This window comes from candidate division WOR-3 bacterium (genome assembly GCA_039801725.1).
Lineage (GTDB): Bacteria > Hydrothermota > Tepidihabitantia > Tepidihabitantales > DTDR01 > DTDR01.
On record JBDRVE010000043.1, the window covers coordinates 1 to 13,125 of the forward strand.

A 13,125-nucleotide genomic window follows, 5' to 3' on the forward strand; every position below is an offset into this window, starting at 1 on the left:
TTATATAGAAATTTATCAAAATAAAAAGTTTCCATACAGGAAACTTTTTAATATTGTAAGTAATTTAATATCAAATACTTATAAAAAATATCCAAATTGGCAACTTATAAAGTTTTATTAGTCAATATATAATTGAATAATAAAAATCAGTATTGATAAATCTTGCTATTTTAATAATTAATATTTTAGTAAACGGTAATAATTTATAAGTTATTTAATTTCAATATTTTATAATTTCTCGCTTATTGCTTTTGCTTGTAAGAAAAGCAATAGATAGTCAAAACCGCCTGCTTTGGAGTCGGTTCCGGACATATTGAAGCCACCAAAGGGATGGACACCTACCAAGGCTCCGGTACATTTTCTATTGATATATAAATTGCCGACAAAGAATTTATCTTTTCCCTCTTTTATCTTAAACCGGTTTTTGGTATATATTGAACCGGTTAAACCGTATTCAGTAGCATTGGCAAAATATAAGGCTTCTTCAAAGTCACTCGCTTTTATTACGCTTAAAACTGGTCCAAATATCTCTTCTTGGGCAATTCTCGCATCGTAAGGTACATCAATAAAGATAGTAGGTTCAATAAAATAGCCACCAAGGGTTTCTTTTAAACCATTACCGCCATAAAAGAGTTTTCCTTCTTTTTTACCGATTTCAATATAATTTAAGATTTTATTATAAGCATTCTCGTTTATTACCGGTCCTAAATAGTTCTCGTATTTTTCCGGACTACCGATTTTTATATTTTTTACTTTTTCCTTTAAATCTTCTAAAAACTTTTCGTAGATATCTTTATGTAAAATCAATCTGGAACAGGCAGAACATTTTTGTCCTTGGAAGCCATAGGCAGAAGCCAAAACACCGTTTAAGGCATCTTCCCATAGTTCTTCAATCTCGTTATCAATAATAATCGCATCTTTTCCACCCATTTCCGCAATCACCCTTTTTATCCAGATTTGACCTTTATTAATTTTGCTTGCCAGTTCATTAATTCTTAAACCAACATCTTTTGAGCCAGTAAAGGCAATAAATCTGATTTTTGGATGGGAGACTAAATAATCACCAATTTCGCCACCGCTACCGGTAACAAAATTTAAAACACCATTAGGTAGACCTGCTTCCATCATTATTTCACAAAATTTATAACCAATTAATGGGGAATCAGAGGCTGGTTTTAAGATAACCGGATTACCACAGACAATTGCCGCACTTGTCATTCCCGTTAATATTGCCAACGGAAAATTCCAAGGTGGAATTACTGCGCCCACTCCTAAAGGAATATAACGGATTTCGTTCATTTCACCAGGTAATGGTATCAATTCGTGTTCTCCTTGGTATCGCAAAATTTCTCGGGCATAAAATTCTAAAAAATCAATCGCTTCACACACATCGGCATCGGCTTCTAACCAGTTCTTACCAACTTCCAAAATAATTGTCGCATCTAATTCAAACCTTCTTTTCCTCATTATATTTGCTGCCCGTAATAAAATGCTTGCCCTTTCTTCCTTTGGTAAAGAAGAGAAAATAGGAAAAACTTGCCAAGATGTTTCAATTGCCTTATCAATATCTTCTTTATCAGCCTTGGAAAAATAGCCTAAAACTTCTTTTGGATTAGATGGATTTATTGACTTAAACTTCTTTTCTTTAAAGATTTTTTTGCCATTAATAATTAATGGATATTCTTTTTCCAACTCTTGTTTTACTTTGCTTAAAGCATTCTCCATTTCCTTTCTATTTTTCTCAATTGAGAAGTCCAAATAACTTTCATTTCTAAAAGGTGGCAACATAAAACCTCCTTTTTAAATATTTAATTTATTTTTAATTTCCCAAATATCCGGATTGATTGTAAATTTTCTTTAATTTTTTTCAAATCTTCAAAGGTCTCGACTAAAATAATATAAACAATCCCACTGCCAACCAAACCAATTATCAAGAAAAGATTAAAGGTAAGAGAGAATCGGATAGGAGCTAAAAAAATAAAGCCAATTACCAAACTAATATAACCCAATATTCTTACTCCTTTATTCATAAATCCTTCTTTTAAAGATTAAAATAATAACAATTTTTAAGAAAAAATTCAAATTATTGACATTAGAAAAGAATAAAATTATTTATTACTTTCTATATTTTGTAAAATCTTTTTTATCTCTTCCTTTGTTGGCACCTTTCCCGAGATAACAACTTTATCATTAACAATTACTGCTGGCGTCAACATTACACCAAATTTGGCAAATTCTTTAATATCATAAAGATGGGTAATTTCACAAGCAATTCCCAATTCAGCGCAGGCATCTCTTACATTCTTTTCGGTTGCCTGACATCTTGGGCAACCAGGTCCAGCAATGATGATTTTCATAATTACCTCCTTTTTAAAAATTAAGCTTTCCAGAAAAGATAAAAGCCAGCCAAAATTATAAAAATACCGCAAATCTTTTTTAAATACGAAACTCCTTTTGATTTATAATTCCAATTAAGATAGTTTTGAACAAGTTTAATTGATGTGCCAGCAACAGTGATTATTAAACAATGGCCAATAGCATAAAAAAGAATGAGAAAAAGGGCGAAAAAAAATTGTTTAGTGCTGATTTTAAAAATCATTGCCAACATTGGAGCCATATAGGCGAAAGTGCAGGGTCCTAAAGCAATACCAAAAAGAATTCCTAAAATAAAAGCACCTATCTCTCCTTTCTTTTTAAACCTCACCGCTTTGGGATTTAAAAAAGAGATATTGATTATTTCTAAAAGATAAAGGCCGAAAATAAAAAAGATAATTCCTACTAAATAATTACCCCATTTACCAATATCACCAAGGATTCTTCCTAAAAGGCCGGTAATTATTCCGATAGAGGCAATTGTTATTAATATTCCAAAAGAAAAAAGTAGAGAAAAAATGAAAGCCCTTTTTACTGAAATAGTTTCTTGGCCACTAATATAACCAATAATTAAGGGAATGCTTGCCAAATGGCAAGGGCTTAATAGAATACTTAAAACTCCCCAAAAGAAAGAAGCAACTATCGCAAGAATGGAGGAGGACTGATAGGCATTATTTAACCATTCCAAAATTGATTTTAACATTATTCGCAACCTAATTCTTTTAATTTTTTAATAATTTCTTCTTTTGGCAAAAAGCCCTCGTGTCGCCAGTATTCATTGCCGTTTTTGTCAAAAAAGATTTGCGTTGGGATTACTTTTATTTTATACTTATAAGCCAAATCCCGATATTCAGAAATTTCTAAAATAATAATGTTTGCTTTATCCTTGTATTCTTTTTTCAATTCTTCCAAAATTGGTAACATCATCTTGCAGGGCATACAATAACCAGCGCCAAAATCAACAACTGTCGGTTTCTTGCTTTTTAATGCCTTTTCTAAAGGATTTTTGGGTTTTAGCCTTTCTTGTTGTTTAATCCATTCTTCATTTCTTATTATTTTGCCTTTATTTTTTAACTCTTCAATAAATCTGTCAATTTTCTCTTTTCTTTTCTCTTCTTTTAGATATTCTTTTATTTTTTCTTTTATTTCGGAAAAGTTACCGCTAATCTCATCCTTATGGGATTGGTAGAATTCTTCTGCTTCTTTATCAGAGACTTCAAGATCTTTACCGAGTTCATTAAGCAATCCCTGGATTGCTAAATCCTTTTTCTTTTCTATATCCTTTTCGATAATTTGGGAAGCAATTCCCATTCTTTCTGCTTCTTGATATAAAAGTTCACGAACAATTAATTCTTCTAAAAAAGATAATTTATCATTTTTATAGATTTCTTTATATTGTTCAGGAAGCAATTGAAGGATTTTCTCTAAATATTCTTTAGTTATCTTAAAGTTATTCACAATTGCTAAATAATCTTTTTCTGTTTTTTCTTGAGGACTTTTAAAAAGGGTTTCTTTTTCGGTAGTTACGGAAAGGGTTTCCGAGAGAGGTTTTTCAGTTATTTGGGCTGTTTTTTCTTCTACTTTTTTTATTGGTGATGTTTCGGTTTTCCTTTTCAGGAAAATTGTTAAAATAATAAGAATAGTTAATCCAATTATTACTAAAAATCTTCCTTTATTTTTCATTTTCTTTAACCGGTGAATAATATGCTTGTTTAATGGGTAAATGGAGTTTATTACTTTTGGCAAATCTTATTAGTTGATTTTTTATCTCTTGAGCAACTTCCCAAGGTAAAGAAAAGACAAGTTGATGGTCTTGGAAAAGTCCGTATCTTTTTGCTCCAACGCAGGGAATAGTAAGATTTGGTTTTTTTGTTTGATAAGCAAATACTACTCCGTAGGAACAAACAGCCGAGCTCACACCGTTACAAAAAGTGATATCCTTTTCATAAGCAGTAGTATAAGCCTCAATTAATGGTAAAGCTTGAGCACTATCAATAATAAGAATTACCACATCTGGTTTATCAGGAGTAAAACTATTGATGTCGCCCACCAATAAACCAGTAAATTGGTTAATTGGTAATTTAGGTTTTATCTCAATTAATTTTTTAGCACTTTCTTTACTAAAAGTAAATTGTCTTAGATGATGGTCAATATCTTTTTCGTTATATTCCCGAAAACCGAAAACAAATTGAGCTGAGGCACAACCTAAATTTTCCTTAGTTATCTTAAATAAACACCTTTCTTGGGATGCTCCATGGACAAACTGGCAAAAGGTTAGCTTCTTTGCCAAAAATTCTCCCTTAGTAGATTCTTCTTTTTGAAGAAATTTAACTCCTACAGGTAAAAGTTTTAATGATAAAATTTCCTTGAATTCTTCCATTTTATTTCTTTTCCGATAATATTTTTATTAACTCTTCAACAGCAGGTACCTTTCCCGAAATAACCACTTTGTCATCAATAATTACTGCTGGTGTTAACATTACACCAAATTTGGCAAATTCTTTAATATCATAAAGATGGGTAATTTCACAAGCAATTCCCAATTCAGCGCAGGCATCTCTTACATTCTTTTCGGTTGCCTGACATCTTGGGCAACCAGGTCCAGCAATGATGATTTTCATAATTACCTCCTTTTAAAAAATAAATTTTCCAAAAATAAAACCAATTAAAGTTCCTAAAATAATTATTGTTGGTACATAAACCAAAGTTTTCTTAAAGCCAAAAACCCGACCAATCGCAAGCCAATTAGGTAAACTCAAACCCGGACCGGTTAAAAGCAAAGCCAATGCCGGTCCTTTTCCCATTCCCAATTTCATTAAAGTATGGACAAAAGGTGCTTCCGTCATCGTAGCAAAATAACTAATAGCACCAATTAAAGTTGCTAAAAAAGAAGAGAAAACTCCTTTGGAACCAAGATAATTTCTAACAAAACTCTCCGGTATTAGTTTACCGATAACACCAACAATAAAAACACCTAAAAGTAATAATGGTAAAATAATCTTTACAAACCACCAACTTTCATAAAGCCATTCTTTTATTTTTTCTTTATTAATAAAAATAATTGCGTAAACAACCATAATAACTGTAAAGATAAACCAGATAATAACTTTTTTAATATAAGGACTATTTCTTCCTAAATAATTAGGCATCAGTAAAGAAAGTAAAATAAGGATAAGAAGAATTAAATCTCTTATTTTTAAAAATTCCAATTTTTCCTGTTTCACCGAACTAAATTCCTTTTTTTCTTTGCCAAAAAATAAGGTCATAATAAAACCAATAAGAAAAGCCATTAAAATTGCGGAAGTAATTCTTGCTACTACCATTTGACTTCCCAAAATACTTCCCGTATAGATTAAGGAAAGAATATTACTTGCTGGTGCTACCCAGAGAATAATAAAAGCCACTCCGATTGCTGCTCCACTATAATAAAGGCCACTACTTACTGGAATTACCGTACAAGAACAAGCTGCCAGAAAAAAACTGAAAATACTTGCTAAAGAGAAAGATTTTAACTTATTTACCTTTTCACCAAGTAAAGAGATGATTGCCTGACGATTGATAAATGTCACCATTGCGCCGGCAAGTAAAAAAGCCGGAATGAGACAGGTTAAAATATGAAAAGCAATATAATCTTTTAGAGAATCAAGACCACCGAAAATCAATTCTTTAATTATCATTTTTTATTCCTCCTTTTTAAGCCCACTACTACTTTATTATCTTTTCTTAAACTTAACCTTTTTTTTAAATTTTCTTCTTCTGCTGTAAAAAATTTTTTAGGAATCCTTTCAATAGTTTTTAATAATGCTTTTATAAACGGGTCTTTTTCTTTTGTTAAAGAATAGAAAACCCATTTCCCTTCTTTTTTCTCTTCTACTAAATGAACATTCTTTAATTCTTTTAAATGACGAGAAACATTATAATGGGGTTCTTTTAAAATATCCATAATCTCACAAACACAAAGGGGTTTTCTTGCCTTCTTCAAAATCCAAGTTATTTTTAATCGAGTAATAACACTTAAGATTTTAAAAATAGCGGTATAATCTTTTATATTCATATATGCGTAATTATGCATATATTATTTTAACAAAATATTTAAAAAAGTCAAACTTTGACTTTTCCTTTTCACCAGTTATAATAATATCTTATGGAAGAAAATAGTTTAGAAAAAATTTTTAATCCGGAATTTATTTTTTTAGATTTGGAATTTAAAACGAAAGAAGAAATTTTTTCCTTTGTTAAAGAATTTTTAGAAAAAAAGAAAATTATTGATAAAGAGGAAGGAGAGAGACTTGTTGATTTATTAAAAGAAAGAGAAAATCTTGGTTCCACGGGTGTTGGTTTGGGGATTGCTATTCCTCATCTGAGTTTAAAAACAATAAAAGAGACCTTTACTTTAATCTTTCGCTTAAAAAAACCAATTGATTGGCAAGCCTTAGATCAAAAACCAGTAAATTTGGTAATCTTTCTCTTTTCTAAAGAAGAAGAGCGTAACTTTTATTTACAAACTCTTTCCTATGTTGCTCATATTTTCCATAATAAAAAAATTCTTTCCCAAATTTTATCTGCCAAAACCAAAGAGGAATTTTACGAATACCTAATTTATAAAAGAAAGTTAGGTTTTTTTAAAAGATACCAAAAAGTTTTTTATTATCTTTTTGGAATGTGTTTAATATTTTTAGTTGTTAAGTTTTTATTTACCACATTAAAACTTCCTTTTGATTCGCCTTTTAATTCTCCTTTCTGGATAAAAAAGGAGATTATTGCTTTAGTGTTATTTTTCTCAATGGTTTTGGGGACTTTATTCTTCTTTTCTCACCGGGTTGCCTTTGGTGCTTTTGCGTTAACTTTACTTTTGTTAACCGGAGTAGTAGATATTGAAACCGCAATAAAATTTATGTCTATTCCCACAATTCTTTTTATTATTGCCGTAATGATTATGGTAAAATGGTTTAGTGAAAAAGGAGTTTTTAGATATTTAGTTATTAAGGCGATTAAATATTTTGGCAAATCGCCGTTCCTTCTTTTTGGTTCTTTAATGTTTTTTTCAGCGATATTAGGTGGTTTGATTGATGAGGTATCAGCAATTTTAATTACTTTTGGCATTGCCATTGAAATTGTGAGATACACAAAAGGAAATATTATTCCTTATTTAATTGGTTTGGTAATGGCAACAAATATTGGCAGTGCCTTAACTTTAATTGGCAATCCGATTGGTATTTACTTGGCTTTTTCGGCAAAATTTACCTTTATAGATTTTTTAAAAAACTCTACCCCCATCTCTTTACTTTCTTTATTTTTTACTATTTTTATTATTCTCTTTCTTTATCAAAAAAATATAGAAAATAAAATAGAATTAAAAAAATTAGAAGAAGAAGTTGACAAAAAAGAATTAAGGGTTGCTCTTTTTGTTTTTTTGATGTTTGTTATTCTGGTAATCAACCATTCCCTTATTGAACATTTATTAAAAGTAGAAGAAAGAACAATGTTATTAGGGGCGGGACTTTTAATTGTTGGTTTTATTGTCTTTTACGAAAGAGAGTATTCTCGCTTTTTTGTGGAAAGGGGACCGGATTGGTGGACAATCCTCTATTTTATGTTTCTCTTTGCTAATGCTGCCTGTTTAGAATATACCGGTGTAACTCATAAATTAGCCTATCTTTTAAGTGAAGGTGCCAAAAGATTTCCCTTTTTTAGAGAAGATTTAAAGGAGACCTTCGGTGCTTTGACAATGCTTTTGTGGGGAAGTGGTATATTATCGGGGTTTGTTGATAATTTACCAATTGTTGCTGCCTTGGTTCCGGTAGTAAAGGATTTAACTTTAAAAGGTATTCCCTTGGCAAATCAACTATACTGGTCCTTATTAATTGGGGGTTGTTTCGGTGGCAATTTGACGATGATTGGTTCAACCGCCAATTTGGTAGCGATTGGTATTTATGAGCGAAGTTTTAGAAAATCTTTTCGTTTCTCCGATTGGTTAAAAGCGGGAATTATCGTTACTTTTTTAACTCTCTTGTTTGCAAATTTTCTATTTTTGATTAGAATAATAAAATAAATGGGTAATGTTATTTTAGTGGTAGATAAAAAAGAAGACATCTATTTTAAAATTTTAAATTATTTAAAGGAAAGCAAGAAAAAAATAATTCTTTTAGGTTTTCCAAAAAATCAAGAAGAAGAAAGAGAGCATTGGCATTTTTTATTTTCCTTATGTGAAAAGTTAGAATGCGAAAAAGTTCCCTTTTCGGTTGGTATGGAAAAAGGTTCATTATTTAATATTTTGGAATTGGCAAAAACTATTTCTGCCGAGTTAATTATTCTGCCCAAAAGAAAATTTCTACTTTTGGGTGAGGAATATGAGGATTTTTTAAAAGAATTAGAAATACCAATTTTAATTTATTAAGATTATGAGAAAAGAAGAGTACATTGATTGGGCATTTAAATATAGTGCGAAAAATTATTATCCTTTGCCAGTAGTTCTGTCTTACGGCGAAGGTGTTTATGTCTATGATGTTGAAGGAAAGAAATATTTGGATATGCTCTCTTCTTATTCCGCATTAAACCAAGGTCATCGCCACCCCAAAATTATCCAAGCCTTAAAAGAACAGGCCGACAAACTCACTTTAACTTCGCGGGCTTTTCATAATGATAAATTTCCACTTTTTTGTAAATATCTTTGTGAAATCACCAAAAAAGATAAAGTTCTTTTAATGAATACTGGTGCCGAAGCCGTTGAGACAGCAATTAAAGCAGCAAGAAAATGGGGATATTTAAAAAAGAAAGTAAAGGAAAATCAAGCCGAGATTATTGTTTGCGAAAATAATTTCCATGGCCGAACAACCACAATTATTAGTTTTTCGACTGAAGAACAATATAAATTTGGTTTTGGTCCTTTTACTCCTGGTTTTAAAATTATTCCTTACGATGATTTAGAAAGTTTAGAAAAAGCGATAAATGAAAATACCGTTGGCTTTTTGATAGAACCTATCCAAGGAGAGGGTGGAGTGATTGTGCCAAAAGATGGCTATCTAAGGAAAGCGAAAGAAATCTGCCAAAAGAATAATATCTTACTTATTTTAGACGAAATCCAAACTGGATTAGGAAGAACTGGAAAACTTTTCTGTTATCAATATGAAGATGCTGAACCGGATATCTTGATTTTAGGAAAAGCCTTGGGTGGCGGTGTTTATCCAGTTTCGGCAATCTGTGCGAATGAGAATATTATGGATGTTTTTACTCCTGGTGACCACGGTTCAACTTTTGGCGGTAATCCTTTGGCTTGTGCAGTGGGAATTGCTTCTTTAAAAGTAATAATTGAAGAAAATTTACCCGAAAATGCAAAAATAATGGGCGAATATTTTATCAACAGATTAAAAGAGATAAAATCACCAATTATAAAAGAAATTAGAGGCAAAGGTTTATTAATTGGCGTTGAATTAAAAGAAAAGGCAAGACCTTATTGTGAAAAATTAATGGAAAAAGGGATTTTAGCAAAGGATACCAGAGAAGATGTAATAAGATTTGCGCCACCCTTGATTATCAAAAAAGAGGAGATTGATTGGGCAATAGAGAGAATAAAAGAGGTATTCCAGTAAAAATCTTTAATTATTGACTTTTCAAAATTTTTTCTTTAATATTTTTCACAATGGGAGTAAAAGGGATGCCGCCCTTCCGCAAGTCCATCGTTCTGTTGTTGTTCCTACCCACCGTAGAAACACACACCTCCTGCTTGCGAAGGGCGGCAGTTTAATTTTTGACATATCCCTATTTTTCAATTATATTATATATACTTTATGATATTCTATAAGAATTTACAAAGGAGGAACTATGTTTAAAAAAATTTTTTTCCTATTTTTAGTCAGTTTTTTGTTATCTTTCGCAAATATTATCTTACCGGAATTAAGAGAAATTTTAAAAAATGCTTCACCTGATACTTTTATTTCGATAATCATTAGAACCAAACAGCAGGCTGATTTATCTTTAATGGAGAAAGTTTCTTATGATGAAAAGATTGCTTATCTAAGATACGTTGCTCAACTCGCTCAAAAACCAATTTTAGAATTTTTAGAAAAATATCCTAATGAAGTAAAGGATATAAAATGTTTTTCTTTGGTTTCGGATATTGCTTTGAAAGCTAAGCCAAACATAATTTATCGATTGGCAAAAAGAGATGATATATTATTTATTATTGATGATTTTGAAAATTATATAATAAAACCTGTAAAGAAAACAAGTGCTCCTGATGTTACTGATACTCCTGAGTGGAATATTGTTAAAGTAAGGGCTGATTCTTGTTGGCAAGAAGGTTATACCGGCGAAGGTATTGTAGTTGCCAACCTTGATACGGGGGTAGACATTACTCATCCGGCTCTAAGCGGAAAATGGAGAAGTTCCAATGGTTGGTTTGATGGTGTTAACGGTCGGGCAACTCCTTATGATGATAATGGACACGGGACACATACAATGGGAACAATTTGTGGTGGCGATGGATTAGGTCCTTTTGAAAACGATATTGGTGTTGCTCCAGGCGCCACTTTCATTTGTGCTAAAGGATTTAATAGTCTGGGACAAGGAAATACTAGTTGGATCGCTGCCTGTTTTGATTGGTTGGCTCAGTACGGTAGACCGAATTTAGTCTCTAATTCTTGGGGTTCCTCAAGGACAACTACCTATTGGTTTTCTTATGTCAATAATTTAAGAAATTTAGGAATTATTGTTATTGCCGCAATTGGTAATAACGGACCTTCTGCCAATACCTCTCAACCACCAGGGTCGTATCCGACAGTTATCGGTGTGGGAGCCACTGATGCGGGTGATAATATTGCTTCTTTTTCTTCTCGTGGGCCAGCTCCCAATTCCGATCCTTGGAATAATCAGAGTTACTGGCCAAGGAATGATTGGAATTTAATAAATCCGGCAATTTCTGCTCCAGGCGTTTCCGTCCGTTCCTGCGTGCCAGGCGGTGGTTATGAAAGTTGGGATGGTACTTCAATGGCCTGTCCTCATGTTGCTGGTTGTGTTGCCCTTATGCTTCAAAAGAGAAGTAATATAACTCCTGATGAAGCTTTTAATTTGATTGTTACTAATTGTGATTATCCTTCTCAAGGAAGTCCCTATCCTAATAATAACTATGGTTGGGGAAGACTAAATTGTAAAAAAGTATTAGAGGCAATTGCTCCTGCCAATCAACCTAATATAATTCTTCAAAGAATAGCAATAACCGGTGAAAATGGTAATAACCGACTTGACCCTGGAGAAACTGGAAATATCATCACTTATTTAAGAAATACTGGTAATGTTTCAGCAACAAATTTGCGGGGAATTCTTCGTTATCTTTCTTCGCAACCTTACATTACAGTAGTTGATTCCCAAAGTTATTATGGTGATTGTCCTTCTCTTGATTCAATAAATAACTTTGCTGATCCTTTTATAGTGTCGGTAAGTGTTAACACGCCGCGCGGTTACCAAGCAGAGTTTGAATTAACTTTAATTTGTAATGAAACAATTTTTGTTAGAAGATTTACTTTGACTGTTGGTGAAGCTCCACAACCACCGGGAACAAGGATTTGGGGACCAAGGCAATTAACAAATGTGCCAAATAGTGCCGGTCTTTATGGAATCTGTTATGTTCCCAATTTAGATAGAGTTTATATTACCCATTTTCAGGCAAGAAATATTTATATCTATTCTTCCGATTCTTTATTGACACCATTGGGAACAATTCCGACCCCTAATAACGAATCGGCAATTGTTGATATTAAATATTGTGCCTATGATAATACTTTCTGGGTTCATTCTAATCAGACAAAAAGGATTTATAAGATATCGCCAAGCGGTACGGTATTAAGATATTTTAATTCACCAGCTCAGGATTATCCTACTGGTCTTGCTTGGGATGAAGAGAATAGAATTTTGTATGTTGCTGATCGTAGAGCGCTTAATACTTTACCACAGTATATTTATGCCTGCGATACTTTAGGAAATGTAATAAGACAAATGACCCATCCATTAAGAGGAAATGCTGGTCCTCGCTGTTTAACATTAGATTTAAGTAATACCAATCCTAATCGGCCAACTTTATTAAATGTATATACTTCTTTTAATTCTGGTGGAACAGCAATTGATTCTTGTGGTGTTTACGAGTTAAATCCTTTAAATCTTACCATACTTCAAAGATTTCTAATTCCCGAACTTTATAATGTTAGAGGAATTGAATTTGATCCGAGGGATTATTCTTATTGGGTAACTCTTATGGAATTACAGGCTGGCGGTCCTTACAATTATGTTATCAAATATCGGGGATTTTATGAATTTGTACCGATAGAGGAAGAGCTAATTGAAGGAGAGAAAATCCGAGTGATCACAGTTCTCTTTAATGAGAAATTTATAAAAGAAAATAAAGGAATTCTTTATAATCAATTTGGTAGCGCTATCAAAAGCGATAATCTTAATAAAATACCAAAAGGAATCTATTTCCTAAAGATAAATAAAAAATGGTATAAGGTAATTAAACTATAATTGACTTATATATCGTTAAGAAAATTTTTAAAAATATCTAACAAGAAAATTTTAAAAGATATTTGAAAAATAAATAAGGTAATTATCAAGAATGAGCATATAAAATTATTTATAAAAATATTAATAAGGCAGTATCCAAGGCAGTATAGTAGATAGCCCCCTATCTTTAAGGATAAATTGCCTTAAGTATTTAAATTTCAATAACTTAGATATAAATTTTCCGAAATAAAAAGTTTCCTT

13 protein-coding genes are annotated in these 13,125 nt (G+C 31.8%); 4 read left to right on the forward strand and 9 right to left on the reverse strand.

Translation table 11 applies throughout. The annotated features are described in order from the left end of the window. Window positions 1-228 precede the first annotated feature (228 nt). The 9 genes from pruA to ABIK75_07585 all read right to left on the reverse strand — a co-directional run bounded on the left by pruA (window position 229) and on the right by ABIK75_07585 (window position 6,427). Window positions 229-1,788 carry an L-glutamate gamma-semialdehyde dehydrogenase gene (pruA, locus tag ABIK75_07545; protein MEO0090939.1) on the reverse strand — a complete coding sequence of 520 codons (1,560 nt, stop codon included), beginning with the start codon at window positions 1,786-1,788 and terminating at the stop codon, window positions 229-231. 20 nt (window positions 1,789-1,808) lie between these two features. After that, window positions 1,809-2,030 (reverse strand): hypothetical protein, encoded by a 222-nt coding sequence (locus ABIK75_07550; GenBank protein ID MEO0090940.1) that lies wholly within the window; start codon window positions 2,028-2,030, stop codon window positions 1,809-1,811. Window positions 2,031-2,108: 78 nt separating this feature from the next. Beyond that, window positions 2,109-2,357 carry a thioredoxin family protein gene (locus ABIK75_07555; protein MEO0090941.1) on the reverse strand — a complete coding sequence of 83 codons (249 nt, stop codon included), beginning with the start codon at window positions 2,355-2,357 and terminating at the stop codon, window positions 2,109-2,111. A 20-nt stretch (window positions 2,358-2,377) separates the two neighbouring features. Beyond that, window positions 2,378-3,076, reverse strand: a complete 699-nt coding sequence (locus ABIK75_07560) for a cytochrome c biogenesis protein CcdA (GenBank protein ID MEO0090942.1) — start codon at window positions 3,074-3,076, stop codon at window positions 2,378-2,380. After that, entirely contained in the window at window positions 3,076-4,056 is a 981-nt protein-coding gene (locus ABIK75_07565; GenBank protein MEO0090943.1) for a thioredoxin domain-containing protein, read from the reverse strand. The genes ABIK75_07560 and ABIK75_07565 overlap by 1 nt, the downstream gene beginning before the upstream one ends. Beyond that, window positions 4,046-4,753 carry a DUF169 domain-containing protein gene (locus tag ABIK75_07570; GenBank protein MEO0090944.1) on the reverse strand — a complete coding sequence of 236 codons (708 nt, stop codon included), beginning with the start codon at window positions 4,751-4,753 and terminating at the stop codon, window positions 4,046-4,048. The genes ABIK75_07565 and ABIK75_07570 overlap by 11 nt, the downstream gene beginning before the upstream one ends. Before the next feature lies 1 nt (window position 4,754). Then, window positions 4,755-4,994, reverse strand: a complete 240-nt coding sequence (locus ABIK75_07575; protein ID MEO0090945.1) for a thioredoxin family protein — start codon at window positions 4,992-4,994, stop codon at window positions 4,755-4,757. Between the two features lie 12 nt (window positions 4,995-5,006). Further along, window positions 5,007-6,050, reverse strand: coding sequence for a permease (locus ABIK75_07580; protein MEO0090946.1), 1,044 nt, complete (start codon window positions 6,048-6,050; stop codon window positions 5,007-5,009). Beyond that, entirely contained in the window at window positions 6,047-6,427 is a 381-nt protein-coding gene (locus tag ABIK75_07585; protein MEO0090947.1) for a metalloregulator ArsR/SmtB family transcription factor, read from the reverse strand. Before ABIK75_07585 ends, ABIK75_07580 begins: the two co-directional genes overlap by 4 nt. A 90-nt stretch (window positions 6,428-6,517) precedes the next feature. Here ABIK75_07585 and ABIK75_07590 point away from each other — a divergent pair, with 90 nt between their 5' ends. The 4 genes from ABIK75_07590 (at window position 6,518) to ABIK75_07605 (ending at window position 12,885) form a co-directional block, all read left to right on the forward strand. Next, the gene (locus ABIK75_07590; GenBank protein ID MEO0090948.1) at window positions 6,518-8,425 is read left to right on the forward strand and encodes an SLC13 family permease; all 1,908 of its coding nucleotides are present in this window, start codon (window positions 6,518-6,520) and stop codon (window positions 8,423-8,425) included. Beyond that, on the forward strand, window positions 8,426-8,770 hold the full coding sequence (locus ABIK75_07595) for a hypothetical protein (GenBank protein ID MEO0090949.1): 345 nt from the start codon (window positions 8,426-8,428) through the stop codon (window positions 8,768-8,770). A 4-nt stretch (window positions 8,771-8,774) separates the two neighbouring features. Further along, window positions 8,775-9,962 (forward strand): ornithine--oxo-acid transaminase, encoded by a 1,188-nt coding sequence (rocD, locus tag ABIK75_07600; GenBank protein MEO0090950.1) that lies wholly within the window; start codon window positions 8,775-8,777, stop codon window positions 9,960-9,962. A 232-nt stretch (window positions 9,963-10,194) separates the two neighbouring features. Continuing rightward, window positions 10,195-12,885 carry a S8 family serine peptidase gene (locus ABIK75_07605; protein MEO0090951.1) on the forward strand — a complete coding sequence of 897 codons (2,691 nt, stop codon included), beginning with the start codon at window positions 10,195-10,197 and terminating at the stop codon, window positions 12,883-12,885. Window positions 12,886-13,125 lie beyond the last annotated feature (240 nt).